The following is a 21,535-nucleotide window of genomic DNA, read 5'->3' as shown; positions in this document are numbered from 1 at the left end:
GGAGGCGTCACAGCGCGCTGATCGGGCCGGTGCTGGTGCTGACCACACTGGTCGCCAGCATCATCAGCTCGTTCGGTGCTCCGCTCATCCCCACTGTTGCTCGCCACTTTCATGAGTCGCTGAGCACGGCGCAGTGGTCGCTGACGGTGGCGCTGCTCGTCGGCACGATGAGTTCCCCGTTCCTGGGCCGGCTCGGCGACGGCCCGCGACGGCGAGCGACGATGCTCGGCGGCTTGGCCGTGGTCACGGCGGGCGGTGTCGTGGCCGCGCTGGCCGGCGGCTTGGAGATGCTGGTCGTCGGCCGCGGACTACAAGGCGTCGGGCTCGGGCTGGCGCCGCTGGCGATGGCCACCGCTCGCCACGAACTGCCTCAGGCCAAGGTGCCGCCGATGATCGCACTGTTGTCGGTATCGTCGGCGGCCGGCCTCGGCGCCGGTTACCCGATCAGCGGGTTGATCGCCGACGCGTGGGGATTGGCGGGCGCGTACTGGTTCGGCGCGATCGTGTCCGGCTTCGCGTTGATCTGCGTCGCCGCAGTCGTACCGTCGAGCGCGGGGCGTAGCGACCCTGACCGGCTCGACTGGGTCGGGACCGTACTGCTCGCACTGGCGCTGGTCACCGCATTGGTGGCGGTGGCAGAGGGGACAGAGTGGGGTTGGGGCTCGCCGGCGATCATCGGTCTACTGGTCGCCGGGGTGGTGCTCTTCGCGGTTTGGGCCGTGCAGCAGCTGCGCGCCGGGAACCCGTTGGTTCAGCTGCGTCTGCTGCGCCATCCATCCGTGCTTTCCGGCGACGCCTGCGCCATGGTGCTTGGTGCCGCGATGTACCTGGTGCTTTCGGGGGTGACGGAGCTCGTGCAATCCCCACGCTCGGGCGGATTCGGATTCTCCGCATCGCCCGTCGTGGCCGGCCTTGTCCTCATCCCCCTGTCCTTCTTCCTGCTGAGCGCCTCCCGCACCCTGCCGACCTTGGTGGCACGCATGGGAATTCGGGCGGTGCTGACGCTGGGCTGCCTCGTGGCCGCGCTGGGCTGCGGATTCTTCGCCGTCTTCCATGGCGCCCTGTGGCAGGCCTTTGTCATGACAGGTGTCCTGGGGGTGGGGTTGGGCATCACCTTCGCCGCGATTCCCGGTCTGATCGTGCAGGCGGTCCCTGCCCGGGAGACAGGTAGCGCCGTAGGCTTCTATCAGGTGGTCCGCTTCACCGGCTACTCCATGGGCAGCGCGCTCACCGCCACTATCCTGGCCGCTCATGTCAGCGGCAACGGCCAACCAGCGGTGGGCGGCTACACCATGGTGCTGTGGATCTCCGTCGGCATCTGTGTCGTCGCCGCCGCCCTTGCCTGGTTCCTGCCCGCCCGTTCCACCCGGCTCAAGCCCGCTGGAGCGCCTGCCGTCCAGAGGCAGGGGGAAGCCCAGCTCGCTGACCAGTGATCACCCCCGATAACGCCGGATTCCCTTGCAGTACTCTGACTCCCCGTAACCAGCCCGCAGGACTGTAGGCGCAAGATCGGCATCTTCGTCTCAGCCGCCACGGGATCCGCCGCGCCGGCGGCGGCTTTCTCTGCCGGGCAACATCCCCACCCCCGCTGACGCGCGCGGGAGCGGGGGTCTGCCGCGCGGTCAGCTCCTGGGCCGGCGAGCCCGGCTCGCCTCGCGGGCGAGCGCCCAGGCGTCCGCCACCGGGCCCACGTGCCCGAGTTTGTCCGGGTTGATCACCGCGCGGGTCGCCTGGATCCGCCCGCCGAAAATGTCGAGTGCCACGGCGTTGAGCACCTTGCCGTCCCGGTCGCGGAAGATCGCGCCCGGCTGGCCGTTGACCTCGTGCGGCTCCATCATCACGCCGATCGTGGCGAGTGGCGCGCCGGTCGCGGCGAGCACCCGGGCCGCGTCCTCGGCGCCGACGATGTCCCTGGCCAGTTGCGGGGCCTTGCCGCCGCCGTCGCCGACCAGCTGAACGTCGGCGGCGAGGAGCTCTCGCAGCCCGTCGACGTCGCCCTCCCTGAAGGCGTCGAAGAATCGCCCGGCGAGCAGTTCGCGTTCCCCGCGGTCGGCCTCGAACCGGGGCCGGCCCGCGTCCATGTGGCGGCGCCGCACCCGGGTCCCCGCGTCGCCGCTCACCCCCACTGGCCGGGCCGGTAGTCGCCGGCGGGCTGCCGGTTGATGACGTTGATCCGGTTGGCGGCGTTGATGAGGGCGATGAGGGACACCAGGGCGGCGAGCTGGTCCTCGTCGTAGTGCTGGGCGGCGCCGGCCCAGACCTCGTCGGGGACGCCGCCGGCGGCGTCGGCGATGCGGGTGCCCTGTTCGGCCAGGTCGAGGGCGGCCCGCTCGGCGTCGGTGAAGACCTTGGCCTCCCGCCAGGTCGCGACGAGGTTGAGGCGCAGCGAGGTTTCCCCGGCGTGCGCGGCGTCCTTGGTGTGCATGTCGGTGCAGACGGCGCAGCCGTTGATCTGGCTGGCGCGCAGCGCCACCAGTTGCTGCGTCGCGGCCGGCAGGGTCGATTCCGCAACGACCTTGCCCGCCGAGGCGAGGTGTTTCATGAGCTTGGCCGTGACCGGGTTGCCGAGGAAGTCGAATCGGGCGTCCACCGTGAACTCCTTGTCGTGTCGGCTATTACACCCACGAGACGAGACAGTCCCGGCAAGCTGTGACATCGGCGGAATGTGACGCGCGTCTGCGAGGCCGCCTGGGACTCAGCGGTCGCACATCGCAGAGGTGAAGGCGTCGATCAGGTGCTGCCGGTTGCCGGGCACGCCGGTGACGTAGACGGTGGCGGCGCGCCCGGCCCGGTCCCGGCCGGTGAACACCGCGGCTCCTGGCATGTCCCCGGCGGCGAAGTAGGCGTAGCCGCAGCCCGAATTCATCCGGGCCACGCCGTAGCCGTAGCGGGCGCCTTCGGGCCAGCCTTCCTGCCCGACCTTCACCGACCGGGCCGTCATCTCGCCCAGCGGGGCCTTGCTCCAGAACCGGTTGAGGTCTTCGGGCGTGGAGACCAGGCCGCCGCTGGGACCGAACGCGTAGGTGGGCAGCTGGTCGGTCAGGTCCACCTCGCCGTCCTGCGGACGGGCGGGGTGCACCCCGTAGGTGTGGGCGTGCGGGCCGCGGATGCCGTAGTCGCCCTTGGCCGGCCAGTACGTGTCCCGCATCCCGTACGGCTTGAGGATCAGCTCCTGGCTCGCCTGGCGGAAGTCCTTGCCGCTCACCTTGGTCACGATCATGCCGAGGACCAGGTAGTTGGTGTTGGCGTAGGCGAAGGAGCCGCGGGGCGTGGGCTTGCGCGTCAGCGCCACCCGCAGGAAGTCCGGGAAGGGCTCCTTCCACTCGACCGCGTCGAGGAACTCGGGCAGGCCGCTGGTCTGCTGCAGCAGCATCCGGACGGTGATCTCCCGGCCGTCGATCGCGGCGCCGTCGCCCGTGCCGCGCAGCACCCCGGGCAGGTAACGCTCCACCCTGGCATCCAGGTCGATCTTCCCGCGATCGGCCAGCCGCAACACCGTGGCGGCGATGATCGGCTTGCTCCCGCTGGCGATCCTGAACCGGCCCTGAGGCCCGATCATCGCCTTGCCGGTGCCCCGCTCCGCGGTGCCCGAACGCCGGGTCACGCTCGCGCCTCCCGGACTCCGCACCTGGCTCAACGCGCCCGCCATGCCGTCCTCCACGGTGAGCACGTCAAGGCGGGACTGCGGCGAGGGCGCCGCGGCGGCGAAAGCGGGAGCGACAGGGGCGAGAACAAGGGAAGCGGCGACAGCGGCAGCGAGCAATTTCATCATGCCTCCACTGTCGCGGGAAGATCACGCAAGATCAGTCACGCCTGCCTGCCTGTTGGGGTAGGGCCTTCCCTACCATCGAGGTGATCACCGAGCGGCTGCTCAGACGGGCCGGTCGTGGGCGAGCTCCACCGCCTGGGCGCGCTCCAGCTCGCGACCGCGGGCGTAGGCGGCGCTCCAGGCGTCCGGGCCGAGCCGTTCGCGCAGCAGCCCGCCCACCCGCGCCACCTCCGGGTTGGTGGTGTCCGGCGCGCCGCGCAGCCGCTCGGCGGGCCGGATCGCGGCGGCCCGTTCCGTGAGGAGCCGGACGGCGGGCTCGGGCGGCAGCGGCGGCACGGGGCTGAGGGTTTCGCCGAGGATGCCCAGGGGTTCGCGGCTGGTGGCCAGCACGTGCAGGCGGGGGCAGCGGCCGAGCAGTTCCTCGGTCAGGCGGGCGGCGGCTTCGACGAGGTGTTCGCAGTTGTCGAGCACGAGCAGGACGCGGCCGCCGGCCAGGGCTTCGACCAGGGCGGCCATGGTGTCCGGCGGCGTGCAGGGCTTTGACGCGGCCACCGCCAGGCGCACCAGGAGGCGCCGCAGCCGCGCCCCGCCGACGGCGGCGGGCGGCTCGACCTCCAGCGGCCCCAGGATCGCCACACGCACCCGCGCGGCGGGGCGGGGCTCAGGCGTGCCAGTCGTTCACCCCGCCCGGCACGGGGCCGTCGGGGGCGTAGGGGTCGCGGGTGAAGACGAACGTGTTGACGTCCAGGTGGTCCTCGGCCACGCGCAGCGTCTCCCCGGCGTAGTAGCCGTCCAGCCCGAGCCATGTCCCGTCGTCCTGGGGCACGAACCTGGAGGCCCGCCCGCCGCCGCCGACCGGCTCCAGCGACAGGCCGCGGCCGGGCAGCAGCCGCACCGCGTACGGCTTGGGCCCCCAATGCCACAGCCCGGTCAGCGCCAGCAGCCGGGGGTCGGCCTCGGCGGGCCGCCATTCGTCGGGCAGGCGCGGCTCGTGCTCGTGCAGGATGTCGAGCAGGTCGCCCGTCAGGGTGCCGCTCGTCCCGGAGGTGGTGTTGGCCAGGAACAGCACGCCGACGCCCTCGCCCACGTCGGCCCACACGGTGGCCAGGAAGCCCGGCATCGATCCGGTGTGCCCGGCCAGCCGCCGGCCGCCGGTCCTGGCCAGTTGCAGGCCCAGCCCGAACCCGCTGGTCCAGGCGTCGCCGTCGTCGACCCCTGCGGGCTCGCGCATCTCGGCCAGCGTCTCGGGGCACAGCACGCCGCCGGTGTCGCCGCCGACGAACGCCGCCCATCGGGCCAGGTCGGCCGCGGTGGACCACAGCTGCCCGGCCGGGCCCATGGCGTCGGCGTCGTGCTCGGGCTCCTCCAGCACCACGTCGGCCCACGGGTGCACGGCGTAGCCGGTGGCGTGGGGTGCGCGGGGGCGGGCGGTGGTGGCGTTCATGCCGAGCGGGTCGAGCACCTCGGACTGCAGCGCCTTGAGCCAGGTGGTGCCGCGCAGCCGTCCGGTCAGCTCGCCCAGGACGGCGAAGCCGACGTTGGAGTAGTGGAAGCGCCGCCCCGGCCGGTGCTTGAGCTCGGCGGGGCCGAGGCGTTCCAGCAGGTCGGCGGCGGGGATGCCGGGGGTGCGTTCCCACCAGGCGGTGGGCGGCTCGGCGGTCAGCCCGGCGGTGTGCGACAGCAGCTGGGCGATGGTCAGGTGCCCGAGGGGCGTGCCGGGCAGGTGCTGCTCCAGCGGGTCGGTCAGGGCGAGCGCGCCCTCGTCGCGCAGCCGCATGACGACGACGGCCACCATGCTCTTGGTGATCGACCCGATGCGGTATTGGGTGGCGGCGGTCGGCGGCGCGCCGTCTACGCGGCCGCGCCCGCCGAACCAGGCCATGTGCCCGTCGCGGACGATCGCCGCCGTCAGCGACGGCACCCTGCATTCGGCTTGCTCGACGGCCAGCCTGCGCAGCAGCGCGCGGGCCGTCGCGTGTCCCACCTGTCCCACCTGGCTCGTGACCCCGCTCCCTGGAGGGCGCGGCCTGCCCGCCAGGCCCGGGTGCGAGCCCCGGAGCCGGCGGCGGCCGGGCCCTGACCGGTGCCCCTTGCCGGGGCAGGCGAAGAATCTACCACCAGCGGCCGGCCCCACGGCGGGCCGTCGTGGGGCCGTCAGATCAGTACCAGCCGCGGGCCGATCAGCTCTCCCTGGTGGGGCTGAGGGTGGGCCTGGTCGTGGTAGTAGTGGCCGGCGTACCAGACGACGACGTTGGCGCCGTTGACACTCTCGCCGTTGAGGAAGCGGTTGAGCGCGGCCCTGTCGCGCGGGCCGGGGTTGCCGTCGTCGAGCTCGCGCGGGTGGTGGCGCAGGAACCACAGGTCCGACACGCCGTAGGCGTCCGCGGTCGCGTCGAACGGGCCGGGGTGGATCTGGTAGCCGCGGCCGGAGGATTTGTCGCGCACCTGCCAGTAGCGGGCGGGGTGACGGCGCCTGCGGGCGGTCTCGCGGATGATCGGCACCGGTTCGGGGATGATGGAGCCGGTGTCGTCGATCTGCTCGATGACGTCGTTGCCGGCGCCTTCGACGTCGAAGTCGAGCCGCCAGTAGGCGTGGTGGCGGTGCACCAGGCACGTCATCGGGTTGGCGGTGGCGGCGAACCCGAATCGCGGGCTGATGTCGCCGTTGTCGGACAGCCGCCAGTCGCTGGCGTAGCGGTACCAGCCGGCCGCGATCTCGCTGACGATCCGCAGCTCTTCGCCGTCGTGGTGGAAGGCGACGCCCTGGAAGTTGCCTGCGTCGCTCTCGGGGCGTTCCAGGATGGTACGGGGCGGGCCGGTGCACAGCCGCCATCCCCATCCGACCGGGTCGCTGCCGGTGGCGCTGAAGCGGGTCTCGAAGCTGGCGTCGTCGCGGAAAGTGGTGCCCTCCTCGTATTCGACGTTCAGGATGGGCACGTGCGCCTGGCGCAGCATCAGCCGGCCGCGGTAGCGGACGTTGCGCAGCTCGACGCCGCCGCCGACGCCGGGGTTCTGCGGGGAGGAGGCGCGCGGCCGTACCACCAGCAGGTCCCACAGCAGTTCGGAGCCGCGGTGGACGCGTACGCGGACCTGGTCGGGGCCGCCGTGGTCGGTGAGGGAGTCGACGCCTTCGGGGACGCTGTGCTCGCAGTCGTGGTGCATGCGCACGTTGATGCCGGCCGGGGTCCAGTCGACGGTGCGGCCGGTCAGGTCGACGGCCACCACCCGGTGCCGCAGCCCGGTCGGCTCGCCGGGGGTGTACAGGCCGAGGGTGGGGCGGCGCACGGTGGTGCCGTCGGGGTTCTCTGCGTCGGCCAGGGGCGGCATGGGCCGGTAGACGACGACGTCGTCGCCCGCGGGGAAGCGGGGGTCGGCGCGCAGGATCGCGGCGGCGGCCAGCAGCTCTTCGCGGCTGGGCTGGGGCCGGTCGGCGCTGGGCCGCAGCTCGGCGCGTTCGGGCCGGTCCAGGGTGCCGCGCAGCTCGACGGCGCGGTTGCCGACGGGGTCGAACACGGTGGCCTGGAACGGCGCGTCCTCGCCGGGGTCGTGGCCGAGCCCGGGTGCGAAGGAGACGGTGAGCCTGGCCGGGTCGGCGACCTCGAGCGCCGCCAGCGCGTCGGGGTGGGCGGCCACTGCCTGCCGTAAGCGCTGTTCGGTCAGGCCGGTGCGCGGGACGGCTTCGAGCGTGACGCGTACGTCGTCGGGCATGTGTGCTCCCCGTGAGCGAGTCGTCGGCGAAAGATGGTCATCGGGAGGGGGTGCGGTCGAAGACGTCGAGGATGAAGCCGGTGGCGTCCAGGTCGGGGGCGGTGGCGCCGAGCCGGGACACCGCGATGCCGCCGGGCCAGGTGTGGCCGCCGCCGTTGACCGTGTACAGGCGCAGTGTGATCCCGCCGGGGCAGGATTTCCAGTCGCGCAGCCGTACCTTCGGGGTGGGCCCGGTGCTGGGGCCCGTGGTGGTGCGGCCGGTGCAGCCGAGCGCGGCCGCCCAGCCGGCGGCGCTCTGCTCGACCGGGGCGAGCACGACCAGGTCGGCGAGGCGGCGCAGGTCGCCGGTGGCGTCGCGCAGGGGGTGGCCGCCGCGGTAGGGGACGATCCGGTCGGCGGTGCCGTGGAAGGCGATGATCGTGGTGGGGGCCGCGCCGGCGCACGGGGCGGAGATGTTGAGCCCGGCCACGGCGGCGATGCCGGCCAGTCTGCCGCGCATCGCGCAGACGAGGCCGGCGGCCATCCCGGCGCCGTAGGACATGCCGGCGGCGAACGCGCGGCGGGGGTCGGCGCACAGGCCGTGTTCGAGGTGGTCGAGCAGGGCGCCGAGGAAGCCGGTGTCGTCGGGGCCCGCGGTGTGCGGCAGTGTCCAGCCCATACGGTCCTGGGCGGCCTGGGGGGTGGCGACGATGTAGCCGCGGCGGGGGCCGATCTCGGCGAGGCGGCTGTAGGCGCTCTGCTGGGCGGCTGAGGAGCCGAGGCCGTGCAGGTCGAGCAGGATGGGGTGGGGGCCGGGGCCGTCGGGCACGGCCAGCAGGAAGCGGCGTTGCCGGCCGCCGAAGGTGAGCTCGTGCCTGCCGGGCTCCAGCGGGTGGGTGGCGGCGCAGCCGCTGGTGGGGGCGGCTTGGGCGGGCGGGGACGGGGCGGGCGGCGGGGCGCCGCACCGGGTGGCCGTCAGGACGGCCGTGATCAGGGTGAGCATGCCTCTGGCCGCCGTGCTCCTGCTCATCGCGCCTCCCGCCGGGCGTCCTGCCGGTCGCGTGCTGGGTGCCGGACGTCCTGCTGGCAGTGTGCGCCTGGATGCGGCCGTCGCGAACCCGGCTCGCCGCTCGGGCCCAGGCTCAGTGTTTGCGGGCTCAGCGTTTCGGTTCAGCGTGTACGGCTCAGTGTTTGCGGGCTCAGTGTTTGCGGGCGAAGGGCGCGATGATCGTGCGGACGGCCTGTGCCGCGCCCCAGTGGTCGTCGTCGTGGGCGATCGTGCTCAGCAGCTCGCGCAGGTTCAGCAGCGGCGCGCGTTCGCGCCAGCCGTCCCGCAGGGGCAGCACCTCGGTGTACGCCTCGAAGAAGCGGCCGGAGGCGGGCGGCCGCGTCGAGCACCACAGCATGCTGACGTCCACCTCGGCCCAGGTGTAGGAGACGGCCGGGTCGACCAGGACGGGGTGGCCGCCGGGGCTGGACATGACGTTCTCGCACCACAGGTCGCCGTGGGTCAGCACCGGCGGCATGGGCGGGATCAGGTCGGGCAGGGCGGCGCACAGGCGTTCGAGCGCGCGCCGGTCCTCCTGGCCGAACGCGGCCTGCACCAGCGGTTCCGGCAGCCAGCGCAGGATGCGGTGCCGGGCGTAGAAGGCGTGCCCGTCGGTGTCCCAGGTGTTGTGCTGGCGCAGGCGTCCGAGCCAGCCGTCGTGGTGCCAGCCGAAGCGGCCGGCGGCGGTCGTGGCGTGCAGGGTTGCGACGTCGTGCCCCAGCCTCTCCCAGAACCGCGCCTCGCCGTCCGGGCGGGGCGCGAGCGGCTGGAGGACGAGCAGGCCGGGCCGCACCGCGAGCACCTCGGGCGTGGTGACGCCGCCGAGCTCGCGCAGCGCCCGCAGCCCTTCGGCCTCGACCTCGAACACGTCGTGGTCTCCCGTCTCCGAGCCGTCGCCGAGTGTCTTGGCGAAGACCTGTGCGCCGCCGGTCAGGCTCGCCAGGCCGGCCGTCGCCACCACTCCGCCCGTCACCTGGCGTACCAACTCGGCGGGGAATCCCGCCTCGCGCAAGCGCCGCACCAGAATGTCCATGGTGGTCATGGTGCCGTGTCGAGCCGCTTCCTGACCTGCGTCACCCGCTCGGCCAGCGTGCCGGGGGCGATCGTGACGCAGTCGTAGCCGAGTTCGGCGTAGGCGTCGTGGTGGATCTCTTCGAAGCGCAGCGACTCCTCGAAGGTGATCCGCCGCGCGCCGGTGGGCGTGACGAACCCGAGGTTGCCGACGAAGAACACCGTCCTGTCGTAGATCCGCCCGGCTTGGATGCGGTCGAGCTCGCGGGCCAGGACGGGGCCGACGGGGTGGCCGAGGTAGGTGGCCAGGGCGTAGGTGCAGACGGGCGAGCGGTCGTAGAGCTGGGGGCCGCCGGGCAGGGCCGCGGCGCCTTCCTGGCGGCGGCGCTGCAGGGCGGCGATCTGTTCGGTGAAGGAGTGCGTGCTCCACGGCTCCGGCTCGCCCTGGGCCTGGCGCAGGGCGATGACGTCGGTGGCGGCCTCTTCCACGACGGTGTGGCCGTCGTTCTCCAGCCATCGCAGGATCGCGGTCTTGCCGGCTCCTGGGGTGCCGGTCAGGATGTAGCGCTTCATGGATCACTTCCGGGATGTCGCGAACGCGGGCGCCGTCTGGCGCGGCGGTCTCGGATGACGGTGCGGCCCCTGCTCACGGCCTCGCGGCTCTTGCGGGGCGTACGCGGCCCTCGGCGGCCTCTCCGGCGGCCCCTTTGGCGGCCATGCGATGGCGGCGGGGCGCTCAGCGGCGTACGCGGTCCAGCTTAGCCCTCGGCCGCCGTCCCTGAAGGGAGGCGGCGGCCGGGTCAGGTGAGGGATCTTCGGATCAGCGCCGCGTCCTGGTCGAGAAGTGCACGTGAGCGCCTCTTCCCGTCGGCTGTGACCACGACGCCGTCGCCTGGATAGCGCGGCACCACGTGCAGGTGGAGATGGAGGACATCCTGCCCCGCGGCCTCCCCGTCGGCCAGCGACCACCTCACCCCGTCACACGGGATCCCGGAGGTCCGCAACGCGCCTGATATGCGGCGTGCCGTACGCCAGATCGCCGCACCGGCCGCGTCATCGGTGCCGGCGAGCCCGGCCGCGTGCACGCGCGGCATGACCAGCACATGGCCGACCGTGGCGGGATTGAGGTCCATGACCGCCACCACGTCGCCGTCCTCGTGGACGACGCTGGCCTCGGCCCGCCCGGCGATGATCTCGCAGAAGACGCAACCACTCATACCGATCCATGGTTGCGGCCGCGAAAGGCCCGGCGCACCCGCATTTTTCCACCGCTCGCCCCCGTCCGGAGGAGCCGGCGCCTACGCTGGAGGGAGCGTGCGAGGGCGCTGCCAGTCCGCGGGCAGGGATTTTCCCACCTCGAGCACCACCTCGACACACCGGCGAGACCAACCTCTTTCCGGCCGGGCAAGCGGGCCTCGGCGACGAAGGAGGTTGCGATGTCCGATCGTCATTTCGAGCTGCCGGCCCGTCCGAGCCTGGAGTTCTACCGCAAGCAGGCCAAAGACCTGCATCGCGCGTACGCCACGGGTGACGCCTCGGCCGAGGCCCGGGTCACCGACGTGCTGGGCGGCCGGGCCGCCGAGCGGTTCCTGCTCAGCGACGCCCAGTTCGTGCTCGCTCAGGAACACGGGTTCTCCTCCTGGGCGCGGTTCCGTGCCCACCTCGGCAGCCGGAGCACGGGCGAGGACCGGCCGGTCTCCCGTCTGCTGGGGGTCAGGCCGGGCGCCTACGCCTCGATGGCCGACACCCTTCTGGCCGAACTGCGCCGCGACGACCCGGGCGCGCTGCGGCGGCTGCGGGCCTACGTGCCCCGCCACGCCACCGTGGCCTCCGCCGCCGCCGTGGCCGAGCTGCGGGACGCGCGGCTGGTCATCGCGCGGGAGCTGGGTTTCCCGACCTGGCGGGAGCTCATGTCGTTCGCCGAGAGATCCGGCCGCGAGCTCGACGAACGTCAGGAGCGCTGGCGCCGCCTGCACAGCGAGGCGCAGGCCCTGCTGGCCGGCGACACCGATCGGCTGGCCGCTCTGACCGCCGGGCAGGCCGGCATCCTGCTGCACATGCTCGCGGTCCCCGAGGCGATCCCCGGCGTCCGGCTCGATGAGGAGCTCGGTGTGCCGCGCGCGGCCGTTCAGGTCCTGCTCGGCAAGGCCACCGACCTGGAGGTCCCGCTCATCTGGGCCGCCCGCTCCAACCGGGTCGCGTACGTGCGCCTGCTGCTGGAGGCCGGCGCCGACCCCGGCGCCCGGCCCTGGGGCAGCACCCCGCTGGAGAACGCCGTCCACCACGGCAACACGCAGGTCGTCGACCTGCTCGCCGGGCACGGGATCCGCCCGCGGTCGCTGTGGACGTATGCCGCCTGCGGCCGGCTGGATCTGGTGCGGGGGTGTTTCGACGCGGACGGCAGGCTACGGCCGGACGCCGCGCCGGCGCGTCCCAACCTCGCGGACGCCGGCGCCGGTTTCCCGCCCCGGCTGCCGGCGACCGATGATCCGGAGGAGATCGTGGGGGAGGCGTTCGTGCACGCCTGCCAGCACGGCCGGATCGAGGTCGTGCGCTGGCTCCTCGATCGCGGCGTCCGCCCCGACGTCGCGCCCTACCTCGGGCGTACGGGCCTGCACTGGGCGGTCCCGGCCGGTCATCTCGACGTGATCCGCCTGCTCCTGGAGCGCGGCGCCGACCCGTCCATCCGCGACGATCTCTTCCACGCCGACGCCGACGGCTGGCTGCACATCTTCTTCGCCACCCGCCTGCACGATCCGGTGCCGCGGCAGCTGCACGAGCTGCTCGAAACCCGTTCGCGCTGAGTCAGCGCCGCGGTCACGTAACCACCTCCTTCACCCCCGGCCCGGACGGTGAGCGCGCCCATCGCCCTCATCACCTAGCCGCCGCCCGCGTGTGAGGTCACCCTTTCCTGGCCGCTGCTCTAATCTGGCCCGGAACGGAGGGGGTGGGATCGCGGTGGCGCAGGGTCCAGACGGTGCGGCCGGTGTGGCGTTAGAGGCCGTTCTCGAACGCATCACCTACGCCAATGAGGAGACCGGCTACACCATCGCCCGCGTCGCCACCGAGCGCACCGGACCCGACCTGCTGACCGTCGTCGGCCCGCTGCTCGGCGCGCAGGTGGGGGAGTCGCTGCGGCTGCACGGCCGCTGGGGCTCCCATCCCCGCTACGGGCGGCAGTTCGAGGTGTGGTCCTACACCACCGTGCTGCCGGCCACCGTGCAGGGCATCCGCCGCTACCTCGGCTCCGGCCTGATCAAGGGCATCGGCCCCAAGATGGCCGAGCGGATCGTCGACCACTTCGGCACCGGCACCCTCGACGTCATCGAGCAGCAGCCCGAGCGCCTGGTCGAAGTCCCCGGTCTCGGCCCCAAGCGCACCAAGATGATCGCCGCCGCCTGGGAGGAACAGAAGATCATCAAAGAGGTGATGATCTTCCTGCAGGGCGTCGGCGTGTCCACCTCGATCGCGGTGCGCATCTTCAAGCAGTACGGCGAGGCGTCCATCTCCGTCGTCAGGAGCCAGCCGTACAAGCTCGCCGACGACGTGTGGGGGATCGGCTTCAAGACCGCCGACACCATCGCCCAGGCCGTCGGCATCCCGCACGACAGCCCCGAGCGCGTCAAGGCCGGCCTGCGCTACACCCTGTCGCAGGCCGCCGACGACGGACACTGCTACCTGCCCGCCCCCAACCTCGTCGGCGACGCCGTCAAGGTCCTGGAGGTGCCGGCCGACCTGGTCGCCACCTGCCTGGAGGACCTCGTCACCGACGAGGGCGTCGTACGCGAGCACATCCCCGCCGGCGACAACCTCGTGCCCGCCGTCTACCTGCCGCCCTTCCACCGCGCCGAGCTGTCGCTCGCCTCCGGCCTGCTGTCGCTGCTGCGCGGCGGCCACGACCGGCTGCAGAGCTTCGCCGACGTCGACTGGGAACGCGCCGAGAGCTGGCTGCACGGCCAGACCGGCGCCGAGCTGGCCACCGAGCAGCGCCAGGCCGTCCGCCTGGCCCTGACCGAGAAGGTCGCCGTCCTGACCGGCGGCCCCGGCTGCGGCAAGAGCTTCACCGTGCGCTCCATCGTGCTGCTGGCCCGCGCCCGGCGCGCCAAGGTCATCCTGGCCGCCCCCACCGGCCGCGCCGCCAAGCGCCTGGCCGAGCTGACCGGCCACGAGGCCACCACCGTGCACCGGCTGCTGCAGCTGCGCCCCGGCGGCGAGGCCACCTTCGACCGCGACAACCCTCTCGACGCCGACCTCGTCGTCGTCGACGAGGCCTCCATGCTCGACCTGCTGCTGGCCAACAAGCTCGTCAAGGCCGTCGCGCCCGGCGCCCACCTGCTGTTCGTCGGCGACGTCGACCAGCTGCCCTCCGTCGGCGCGGGCGAGGTGCTCAAAGACCTGCTCGCCGCCGACGACGTCCCCCGCGTGCGCCTGACGCAGATCTTCCGCCAGGCGCAGGAGTCCGGCGTCGTCGTCAACGCCCACCGCGTCAACACCGGCCTGCACCCCGTGCTGGAGGGCATGAAGGACTTCTTCCTGTTCCCCTGCGAGGAGCCCGAGGAGATCGCCGCCCTCACCGTCGACGTCGTCGCCCGCCGCATCCCGCGCCGCTTCCGTCTCGACCCGCGCCGCGACATCCAGGTCCTGGCCCCCATGCACCGCGGCGCCGCCGGCGCGGGCGCGCTCAACACCGCCCTGCAGGAGTCCCTCACCCCGGCCCGCGAAGGCATGCCGGAACGCCGTTACGGCGGGCGCGTCTTCCGCGTCGGCGACAAGGTCACCCAGCTGCGCAACAACTACGACAAGGGCGCGGCGGGGGTGTTCAACGGCACCGTCGGCATCGTCACCGACATCCGGCCCGACGAGCACAAGCTCACCGTCCTGACGGACGAGGAGGAGTCGGTCGAGTACGCCTTCGACGAGCTCGACGAGCTCGCCCACGCCTACGCCGTCTCCATCCACCGCTCCCAGGGCAGCGAATACCCCGCCGTCGTCATCCCGCTGGCCACCAGCGCCTGGATGATGCTGCAGCGCAACCTGCTCTACACCGCCATCACCCGGGCCAAGAAGCTCGTCGTGATCGTCGGCTCGCGGCGGGCGCTGGCCCAGGCCGTACGCACCAAGGGCGCCGGGCGGCGCCACACCAGCCTCACCCACCGGCTGTCGGCGCGCTGACGCTGCCTGAACCGCTTCCAGGCGCAAGTGATTCAAATGTGACCGAACTTACCTAAAGGAATCCGCGTCTTACATGTAAGGAGCATTAAGGTTTTTGGGGTGCGTTTGGTGCCCTTGGGGGAAAGGACCGTCTTGAACGTTGCGCCTGCTTGGAGGAGACCCGCCACCACGGCCGCGTTGCTGGCCGTGGCAGCTTTGACGGCCTCATGCTCCGGCGCCGCCCCGGCCGGACAAGGCCCCAGCGCGCCCGAAGGCACCACGGTCGCCACCCCCCAGGCGCCCACCATCAAGATCAGCCCAGCCGAGGGCAGCGCGAAGGTCAGCCCCGACAAGAAGGTCGTCGTCACCGCCGCCGGGGGAGCACTGGAGAACGTCACCGTCGAAGCCGGCGGCGAGCAGGTCGAGGGCGGCTTCAACACCGACAAGACCAAATGGGTGTCCAAGACCCCGCTCAAGCCCTCCACCAGCTACAACGTCTCCGCCAAGGCCGGCGCCACGACGACCACGTCCGCCTTCACCACCCTCAAGCCCGAACGCGCCCTGCAGATCGCCGACGTCACTCCCAACGCCAAGGGCGAGACCGTCGGGGTCGGCGCGCCCATCATCGTCACCTTCAACCAGCCGGTCACCAGCAAGGCCACCATCGAGCGCGCTCTGGAGGTCGAGGCGGAAAAGCCCGTCAAGGGCGCCTGGCGCTGGATCAACGACACCGTCGCGATCTACCGCACCGCCACATACTGGCCCGCCCACCAGAAGGTCACCTTCAACGCCAACATCACCGGCATCAAGGGCGGCAAGGGCTTGTACGGGGTCAAGGACTACAAGGCCACCCTCAAGATCGGCGCCAAGCAGATCAGCAAGGTCGACGTCAAAAAGCACATGATGTACGTCTACAAAGACGGCAAACGCGTACAAACCATGCGCATCAGTGCGGGTATGGCCACCACCCGCGAATACACCACCACCAGCGGCGTCCACCTCACCATGGAACGCGGCAACCCCGTCCGGATGATCTCCCCAGGCCGCAAAAAGGGCGACCCCGGCTACTACGACGTCATGATCGGCCACGCCGTCCGCATCTCCAACTCCGGCGAATACGTCCACGCCAAGAACAACGTCTGGGCCCAGGGCGTCCGCAACGTCAGCCACGGCTGCATCAACTCCCGCCCCGACCAGGCCCGCTGGTTCTACGACAACTTCCAGCGCGGCGACGTCGTCGACATCACCGGCACCAACCGCGAGCTCGAATGGAACAACGGCTGGGGCTTCTGGCAGATGCCGTACTCCCAGTGGAAGAAGGGCAGCGCCCTGAACGGCAAGGACGGCAAGGCCTGATGCACCTGCGCCCAGGAGGTCCCGGCGACGTCGCCCCCGTACTGCGCATGTTCGACAGCGCCGTCGCCTGGCTCGCCGCCCAGGGCCGCACCGGCCAATGGGGCACCCAGCCCTTCACCGGCAACCCCCGCCGCACCGAACAGGTCGCCGCCTGGGCCGCCGGCGGCGGCATGCGCATCGCCGACGTCGACGGCCACCCCGCCGGGTGCATCGCCGTCGGCGCCCCCCACGACTACGTCACCCCCGCCGCCGAACCCGAGCTGTACGTCCAGGCCCTCGTCATCGACCAGCGGCACGCCGGCCACGCCATCGGCCGCACCCTGCTCGACTGGGCCTTCGGCGAAGCCCAGGCCCGCCAGGCCGCGCTCCTGCGCGTCGACTGCTACGCCGGCGACGACGGCCGCCTCGTCTCCTACTACGAACGCTGCGGCTTCACCCGCACCGAGCCCTTCACCGTGGGGGAGTGGTCCGGCATGCTCCTGCAGCGCAGGCTCACACCGTGATGGCGACCTTGCCCCGGGCGTGATGGCCCAGCATGTGCGCGACCGCGCCCGCCGCCTCCTCCAGCGGGTACGCCGCGTCGATGACCACCCTGACCTGCCCGGACTCCAGCAGGCGGACCAGCGCGCCGAGGCGCTCCCGGTTCACCGTGAACGTGATGAGCTTGCCCTTGCGCAGCAGCGCCGCCTGCGCCGTCCTCGGCAGGCCGGCCAGCAGCCTCCCGGAGCTCCCGATGCTGTTGGGGATGAACACGCCCCCGGGCGCCAGCAACCGCGCCGTGGCCGCCGGCGGGCGGTTCATCACGTTGTCCAGGATCACGTCGAAACGCCGCTCCAGGCGGGTGTAGTCCTGCTCGGTGTAGTCGATGACGTGGTCGGCCCCGAGCGAGCGGACCAGCTCGGCGTTGCGGGTGCCGCACACGCCCGTGACCTCGGCGCCGAGCGACCTGGCGATCTGCACCGCCATCGTGCCCACCCCGCCGGAGGCTCCGTTGATGAGGACCCGCGTGCCGGGGCCCGCCCCGCCCACCTCGCGCATCGCCGCCAGCGCGGTCAGCCCGGTCATGACCGACGCGGCGGCCTCCTCGAAGCCGAGCCCGGCCGGCTTGGCCACCAGCTGGGCCGCCGGCGCGATCGCGTACTGCGCGAACGTCCCGGCCCGTGAGCCGCGGCTCCACACCGAACCGAGCACCTCATCGCCGGGCCGCAGGTCGCTCACGCCCGGCCCCGCGGCCTCCACCACACCGGCCAGGTCGCTGCCCCTGATCGGGCGCGACGGCCGCCGCAGCCCGGTGCCCAGCCGCAGGACGTAGGGCACCCCGGCGACGGTGCTCCAGTCGGGGGTGTTCACGCTGGTGGCGCGTACCCGGACGAGGACCTCGCCGGGGCCGGGCCGCGGCCGGCCGATGTGTTCAGCGCGCAGCACCCGCTCGGGCGCGCCGTAACCGTCCTGGACGATGGCCCGCATCGTCGTGGTGTGATCCGTGGTCATCGTCGTGTCTCCCCGTTGTCGGCGAACCCGGCTTGAAGTCTTCGGTCATGGCCCGTCCGTGGTAACCTGCCCGCGTCCTTACTCCATAAGGACACCCATACGGCGTAAGGTAATCCTTACAGAGTAAGGAAGTCAAGGGGAGACGCCTTGAGCGACACCGGCCGCACCGCCAAACCGAATAAAAGCGGCATGAAGCTCACCCCGCCCGCCCAGAGCGCCACCGAACGCCGCACCCAGCTCACCCGGGACAAAGTCATCACCGCCGCCATCGACCTCGCCGACCGCGACGGCATCGACGCCGTCAGCATGCGCAGGCTCGCCCAAGAGCTCGGCGTCGAGGCGATGTCCCTCTACACCCACGTCCGCAACAAGGACGACCTCCTCGACGGCATGATCGACGCCGTCATCGGCAAGATCCCGATCACCACCGACGGCCCCGACTGGAAAACCTCACTACGCCGTACGGCACTGGCCGCCCGCGCCGTCGTCCTGCGCCACACCTGGGCCCCCCGCACCCTGGAAACCCGCACCACACCAGGACCCGCCGTCCCGCGCTACATCAACGCGATCCTCGGCATCCTCCGCGAGAACGGCTTCACCGTCACGCTCGCCCACCACGCCCTGCACATCCTCGGCAGCCGCGTCCTCGGCTTCTCACAAGACCTCTTCGACGATTCCCCCGACCTCGACCCCGAAGCCGCCGCCCGCCTCGCCGGCGAACTCGGCGCCACCCTCCCGTACGCCGCGGAAATGGCCCTCGCCGTCACCCACGAAGGCGCCCTCGGCGGATGCGACGACGACACCGAGTTCGCCTTCGCCCTCGACTTCATCCTCGACGGCCTCGACCGGCTCAGCCAGGTCGAGACCTGATCATTGCCCTCGCGGGGCCGCTACCGCGCCTGCACAGGCAGCTGCAGGTAGGAAGCGTGTCCGCCGCCGGTGTGGATGACGTGCCGTCCGCTGTTGGCCGGGGTGTACTCCACCAGCCCGGGCATCATCGGCCCGAGCAGGTGCCGGCCGCTGATGAGAAGCCGGAGCTGCTCACCGGGATGGAAGACCAGCCCGACCGGGAGCAGATCGATCTCGACGCCGACGATCTCGCCGGGGGAGAGCCTCTCGATCCGGTCGAAGCCGTGAGCGGGCACCTCGCCGGTCGACAACCCCTGCTCCAGGTGACGCAGGGAGACGCGCAGCCGTCCGTCGGACCCCTTGTACCGCAGGATCGAGGCGCCGCGTTGTACAGGTGCGCCTTCGGGTAACCGAGCAGCACGGTCTCCTGGTCGAAGCGCGTGACGAAACTCGCCCCCGGCAACAGCACGCCCGGACCCTGACCCGGCGAAACCGGGGGACAGGCCCCCACCCTCACACCAGCGCCAGCTGCGCCGCCGGCGGCTCACGCCGCTCCGCCACCCCGGCCCCGCACCCCATCCCGTACACCCGGCACAACTGCGCGATCTGACCGGTGATCCGCCCCTCATAATCCGCCGACGGCAACCCCGCCCGGTCATACAGCTCCTCATAACGCTCCACCAGCCGCGGATGCGCCTTCCCCAGCCACTCCAGATACCACTCCCGCGTCCCCGGCGGCAGCCGCAGCACCACCGGCTCCACCGCCCGCGCACCCGCCGCCGCGATCCGCCGCACCGTCGCCCCCAGCTGATCAGCCGCGTCACTGAGCAACGGCAACACCGGCGCCATCAGCACCCGGCACTCCACCCCAGCCTCCACCAGCGCCGACACCAGCTCCAGCCGCGCCTGCGCGCCCGGCGCACCCGGCTCCACCGCCCGCCGGATCCGCTCATCCACGAACGCGATCGACACCGCCACCCGCGCACCCGCCGCCGCCAGCACCCCCGCATCCCGCAACACCAGCGCACTCTTGGTGTACACCGTGAACGGCACCGCCGCCCCCGCCAGCGCCCCGACCACCCCCGGCATCAGCCGGTACGTCTCCTCCGCCACCTGATAACAGTCACCACTGACCCCCACCGCCAGCTCCTGACCGTCCCAGCGGCCCAGCTCCGCCCGCAACCGCTCCACCACATTCGGCTTCACCACGATCCGGGTGTCGAAATCACCCCCCGCATCCAGCCCCAGCCGCCGATGCCCGGCACGGGCACCGCAACCGCGGCAGGCATGGGCGCAGCCACGATAGGGGGACACGGCCCACCGCTGGGCGATGCCCGCGCTCTGCGGCACCCGCTCGATCACCGTACGGGCCTGCATCTCGTAGAAACCACCACGCGCCACCGCCCGCCGCTCGATCAACGGACGATCATCAGCGGCGTCAACCAGCGAAAGCGCATCCCAGCCCACACACCCAGTGGAACACGTATTCGACTGCCTTTTCAAGCATTCGCCCACAGCCGCACCCACGACCCGACTCACCCAACAGACCACAAAGGATCACCACCCCCAGGGTGGCCCCCACCCCACCAGGGAACCCACGCACCAGACCCCGCACCATCGCACCTCAAAGGAACACCGCACCATGGCCTACATCACCACCACCGACGACACCGAGATCTTCTACAAAATCGCCGGCACCGGCCAGCCCGTCGTCTTCAGCCACGGCTGGCCACTCAACGCCGACGCCTGGGAAGACCAGATCCGCCTCGTCGCCGAACACGGCTACCGCGCCGTCGCCCACGACCGCCGCGGCCACGGACGCTCCGGCCAAGCCTGGAACGGCCACGACATGGACACCTACGCCGACGACCTCGCCCAGGTCATGGACGCACTCGACCTACGCGACGCCATCCTCGTCGGCCACTCCACCGGCGGCGGCGAAGTCGCCCGCTACATCGGCCGCCACGGCACCTCCCGCGTCGCCAAAGCCGTCCTGCTCGGCGCCGTACCCCCGCTCATGCTCAAAACAGACGCCAACCCCGACGGCACCCCCATGAAAGCCTTCGACGACATCCGCAACAGCGTCGAAGCCGACCGCGCCCAATACTGGAAAGACCTCGCCCAGCCCTTCTACGGCGCCAACCGCCCCGAAGCCAGCGTCTCCCAGGGCATCCGCGACGCCTTCTGGCTCTGGAGCATGCAAGTCGGGCTCAAAGCCGCCTACGACTGCGTCAAAGCCTTCTCCGAAACCGACTTCACCGAAGACCTGCGCTGCTTCGACATCCCCACCATGGTCGCCCACGGCGACGCCGACCAGATCGTCCCCATCAACGACGCCGCCATGAAAACCGTAGAAATCATCCCGAACGCCACCCTCAAGGTCTACCCCGGCGCCCCCCACGGCCTCGCCAACATCAACCCCTTCAAAGACCAGTTCAACCAGGACCTCATGACCTTCATCGCCACCTGACCACAGCGGGGGAGCACCCACCCCGGGGATAAAATGGCACACCCGTACCACTTTCATCCCCGGGAGAACCCATGGCCTGGCTCCTGCTCGCCTTCGCCATCGCCTCAGAAGTCCTCGCCACCTCCGCACTCAAGCTCAGCAACGGCTTCACCCACCTCGGCTGGACCATCGTCGTCGCCACCGGCTACATCACCTCCTTCGTCCTGCTCGCCCAAGCACTCAAACTCCAACTCGAAATGGGCACCGCCTACGCCATCTGGTCAGGAGCCGGCACCGCCGCCATCGCCATCATCGGCACCCTGTTCATGGGGGAGACCCTCAACCCCCTCAAGATCGGCGGCATCCTCCTCATCATCGGCGGCGTCGTCGTACTCAACCTCGCAGGTGGCCACTGAATCCACACCAGCATCCACACGAGCATCCACACGAGCACCCGCCGGGGGAGCAGCCCCCCACCCCACCGCCGACCGCACCCGCCAACGCGGCTCTGGAGCTCTACGTCCACGCCGGCCGCGACCCCGCACTCCAGCAGACCGCCCGCCGCTGGACCGACGGCTGCATCCGCATCATCGCCGACACCCTCCACAACGACCCAGAAAACTCATTGCCGCCCCCCTGACCCCCACCTACACTGCCCCCGTGCTCAAACCCCACTACCCCCTCACCCCCGAACGCCTCCACCTCCGCCCCTTCACCCCCGACG

21 protein-coding genes are annotated in these 21,535 nt (G+C 71.7%); 8 read left to right on the top strand and 13 right to left on the bottom strand.

Annotated elements, in window-relative coordinates:
- Positions 1-29 precede the first annotated feature (29 nt).
- Positions 30-1,433 (top strand): MFS transporter, encoded by a 1,404-nt coding sequence (locus ABEA43_RS62170; protein ID WP_345578405.1) that lies wholly within the window; start codon positions 30-32, stop codon positions 1,431-1,433.
- A 189-nt stretch (positions 1,434-1,622) separates the two neighbouring features.
- Here ABEA43_RS62170 and ABEA43_RS62165 read toward each other — a convergent pair whose 3' ends face one another.
- The 10 genes from ABEA43_RS62165 to ABEA43_RS62120 form a co-directional block, all read right to left on the bottom strand.
- Positions 1,623-2,126, bottom strand: a complete 504-nt coding sequence (locus ABEA43_RS62165; protein ID WP_345578403.1) for a sigma-70 family RNA polymerase sigma factor family protein — start codon at positions 2,124-2,126, stop codon at positions 1,623-1,625.
- On the bottom strand, positions 2,117-2,590 hold the full coding sequence (locus ABEA43_RS62160) for a carboxymuconolactone decarboxylase family protein (RefSeq protein ID WP_345578401.1): 474 nt from the start codon (positions 2,588-2,590) through the stop codon (positions 2,117-2,119). The genes ABEA43_RS62165 and ABEA43_RS62160 overlap by 10 nt, the downstream gene beginning before the upstream one ends.
- A gap of 105 nt (positions 2,591-2,695) precedes the next feature.
- Positions 2,696-3,772 carry a serine hydrolase domain-containing protein gene (locus tag ABEA43_RS62155; RefSeq protein WP_345578398.1) on the bottom strand — a complete coding sequence of 359 codons (1,077 nt, stop codon included), beginning with the start codon at positions 3,770-3,772 and terminating at the stop codon, positions 2,696-2,698.
- 99 nt (positions 3,773-3,871) lie between these two features.
- Complete coding sequence (locus ABEA43_RS68525) at positions 3,872-4,411, bottom strand: hypothetical protein (RefSeq protein WP_425570682.1); 540 nt, start codon at positions 4,409-4,411, stop codon at positions 3,872-3,874.
- Between the two features lie 19 nt (positions 4,412-4,430).
- Complete coding sequence (locus tag ABEA43_RS62145; RefSeq protein WP_345578395.1) at positions 4,431-5,753, bottom strand: serine hydrolase domain-containing protein; 1,323 nt, start codon at positions 5,751-5,753, stop codon at positions 4,431-4,433.
- 170 nt (positions 5,754-5,923) lie between these two features.
- On the bottom strand, positions 5,924-7,477 hold the full coding sequence (locus ABEA43_RS62140; protein ID WP_345578392.1) for a hypothetical protein: 1,554 nt from the start codon (positions 7,475-7,477) through the stop codon (positions 5,924-5,926).
- Positions 7,478-7,514: 37 nt separating this feature from the next.
- Entirely contained in the window at positions 7,515-8,486 is a 972-nt protein-coding gene (locus ABEA43_RS62135; RefSeq protein WP_345578389.1) for a CE1 family esterase, read from the bottom strand.
- Positions 8,487-8,655: 169 nt separating this feature from the next.
- Positions 8,656-9,537 (bottom strand): fructosamine kinase family protein, encoded by an 882-nt coding sequence (locus ABEA43_RS62130; RefSeq protein ID WP_345578386.1) that lies wholly within the window; start codon positions 9,535-9,537, stop codon positions 8,656-8,658.
- Between the two features lie 5 nt (positions 9,538-9,542).
- Positions 9,543-10,088 (bottom strand): AAA family ATPase, encoded by a 546-nt coding sequence (locus tag ABEA43_RS62125; protein ID WP_345578383.1) that lies wholly within the window; start codon positions 10,086-10,088, stop codon positions 9,543-9,545.
- A gap of 227 nt (positions 10,089-10,315) precedes the next feature.
- Complete coding sequence (locus ABEA43_RS62120; protein ID WP_345578380.1) at positions 10,316-10,732, bottom strand: HIT family protein; 417 nt, start codon at positions 10,730-10,732, stop codon at positions 10,316-10,318.
- Between the two features lie 219 nt (positions 10,733-10,951).
- Here ABEA43_RS62120 and ABEA43_RS62115 point away from each other — a divergent pair, with 219 nt between their 5' ends.
- The 4 genes from ABEA43_RS62115 (at position 10,952) to ABEA43_RS62100 (ending at position 16,525) form a co-directional block, all read left to right on the top strand.
- Complete coding sequence (locus tag ABEA43_RS62115; protein ID WP_345578377.1) at positions 10,952-12,319, top strand: ankyrin repeat domain-containing protein; 1,368 nt, start codon at positions 10,952-10,954, stop codon at positions 12,317-12,319.
- Between the two features lie 184 nt (positions 12,320-12,503).
- The gene (gene recD2, locus ABEA43_RS62110) at positions 12,504-14,687 is read left to right on the top strand and encodes an SF1B family DNA helicase RecD2 (RefSeq protein WP_345578374.1); all 2,184 of its coding nucleotides are present in this window, start codon (positions 12,504-12,506) and stop codon (positions 14,685-14,687) included.
- A gap of 186 nt (positions 14,688-14,873) precedes the next feature.
- The gene (locus ABEA43_RS62105) at positions 14,874-16,022 is read left to right on the top strand and encodes a L,D-transpeptidase (protein ID WP_345578371.1); all 1,149 of its coding nucleotides are present in this window, start codon (positions 14,874-14,876) and stop codon (positions 16,020-16,022) included.
- A complete protein-coding gene (locus ABEA43_RS62100; RefSeq protein WP_345578367.1) occupies positions 16,022-16,525 on the top strand; it encodes a GNAT family N-acetyltransferase in 504 nt (167 codons plus the stop codon). Before ABEA43_RS62105 ends, ABEA43_RS62100 begins: the two co-directional genes overlap by 1 nt.
- Here ABEA43_RS62100 and ABEA43_RS62095 read toward each other — a convergent pair.
- A complete protein-coding gene (locus ABEA43_RS62095; RefSeq protein ID WP_345578364.1) occupies positions 16,515-17,513 on the bottom strand; it encodes an NAD(P)-dependent alcohol dehydrogenase in 999 nt (332 codons plus the stop codon). The genes ABEA43_RS62100 and ABEA43_RS62095 overlap by 11 nt on opposite strands.
- A 189-nt stretch (positions 17,514-17,702) precedes the next feature.
- Between ABEA43_RS62095 and ABEA43_RS62090 the strand changes: the two genes are divergently transcribed.
- On the top strand, positions 17,703-18,383 hold the full coding sequence (locus tag ABEA43_RS62090; RefSeq protein WP_345578361.1) for a TetR/AcrR family transcriptional regulator C-terminal domain-containing protein: 681 nt from the start codon (positions 17,703-17,705) through the stop codon (positions 18,381-18,383).
- A 20-nt stretch (positions 18,384-18,403) separates the two neighbouring features.
- On the opposite strand, the gene ABEA43_RS62085 is transcribed toward ABEA43_RS62090, so the two are convergent.
- Together ABEA43_RS62085 and ABEA43_RS62080 are read right to left on the bottom strand one after the other, a co-directional pair.
- Positions 18,404-18,991, bottom strand: coding sequence for a CocE/NonD family hydrolase C-terminal non-catalytic domain-containing protein (locus tag ABEA43_RS62085; protein WP_345578358.1), 588 nt, complete (start codon positions 18,989-18,991; stop codon positions 18,404-18,406).
- A complete protein-coding gene (locus tag ABEA43_RS62080) occupies positions 18,876-19,781 on the bottom strand; it encodes a radical SAM protein (protein WP_345578355.1) in 906 nt (301 codons plus the stop codon). The genes ABEA43_RS62085 and ABEA43_RS62080 overlap by 116 nt, the downstream gene beginning before the upstream one ends.
- A gap of 223 nt (positions 19,782-20,004) precedes the next feature.
- Here ABEA43_RS62080 and ABEA43_RS62075 point away from each other — a divergent pair, with 223 nt between their 5' ends.
- The gene (locus tag ABEA43_RS62075) at positions 20,005-20,832 is read left to right on the top strand and encodes an alpha/beta fold hydrolase (RefSeq protein ID WP_345578352.1); all 828 of its coding nucleotides are present in this window, start codon (positions 20,005-20,007) and stop codon (positions 20,830-20,832) included.
- Between the two features lie 71 nt (positions 20,833-20,903).
- Complete coding sequence (locus ABEA43_RS62070) at positions 20,904-21,227, top strand: DMT family transporter (protein WP_345578349.1); 324 nt, start codon at positions 20,904-20,906, stop codon at positions 21,225-21,227.
- Positions 21,228-21,535: the final 308 nt, after the last annotated feature.

Source organism: Nonomuraea rosea (assembly GCF_039539705.1).
GTDB classification, from domain to species: domain Bacteria; phylum Actinomycetota; class Actinomycetes; order Streptosporangiales; family Streptosporangiaceae; genus Nonomuraea; species Nonomuraea rosea.
Note: the sequence above shows the minus strand (reverse complement) of the source record. Positions and strands in the feature narration are given on the sequence as shown.

What these genes read in the sequence shown, in the direction of transcription:
- ABEA43_RS62155 (WP_345578398.1), bottom strand. Translation starts at nt 3,772, where the DNA reads ATGATGAAATTGCTCGCTGCCGCTGTCGCCGCTTCCCTTGTTCTCGCC.
- ABEA43_RS62115 (WP_345578377.1), top strand. Translation starts at nt 10,952, where the DNA reads ATGTCCGATCGTCATTTCGAGCTGCCGGCCCGTCCGAGCCTGGAGTTC.
- ABEA43_RS62075 (WP_345578352.1), top strand. Translation starts at nt 20,005, where the DNA reads ATGGCCTACATCACCACCACCGACGACACCGAGATCTTCTACAAAATC.
- ABEA43_RS62090 (WP_345578361.1), top strand. Translation starts at nt 17,703, where the DNA reads ATGAAGCTCACCCCGCCCGCCCAGAGCGCCACCGAACGCCGCACCCAG.
- ABEA43_RS62095 (WP_345578364.1), bottom strand. Translation starts at nt 17,513, where the DNA reads ATGACCACGGATCACACCACGACGATGCGGGCCATCGTCCAGGACGGT.
- ABEA43_RS62100 (WP_345578367.1), top strand. Translation starts at nt 16,022, where the DNA reads ATGCACCTGCGCCCAGGAGGTCCCGGCGACGTCGCCCCCGTACTGCGC.
- ABEA43_RS62135 (WP_345578389.1), bottom strand. Translation starts at nt 8,486, where the DNA reads ATGAGCAGGAGCACGGCGGCCAGAGGCATGCTCACCCTGATCACGGCC.
- ABEA43_RS62130 (WP_345578386.1), bottom strand. Translation starts at nt 9,537, where the DNA reads ATGGACATTCTGGTGCGGCGCTTGCGCGAGGCGGGATTCCCCGCCGAG.
- ABEA43_RS62125 (WP_345578383.1), bottom strand. Translation starts at nt 10,088, where the DNA reads ATGAAGCGCTACATCCTGACCGGCACCCCAGGAGCCGGCAAGACCGCG.
- ABEA43_RS62120 (WP_345578380.1), bottom strand. Translation starts at nt 10,732, where the DNA reads ATGAGTGGTTGCGTCTTCTGCGAGATCATCGCCGGGCGGGCCGAGGCC.
- ABEA43_RS62070 (WP_345578349.1), top strand. Translation starts at nt 20,904, where the DNA reads ATGGCCTGGCTCCTGCTCGCCTTCGCCATCGCCTCAGAAGTCCTCGCC.
- ABEA43_RS62085 (WP_345578358.1), bottom strand. Translation starts at nt 18,991, where the DNA reads ATGAGGGGCGGATCACCGGTCAGATCGCGCAGTTGTGCCGGGTGTACG.
- ABEA43_RS62140 (WP_345578392.1), bottom strand. Translation starts at nt 7,477, where the DNA reads ATGCCCGACGACGTACGCGTCACGCTCGAAGCCGTCCCGCGCACCGGC.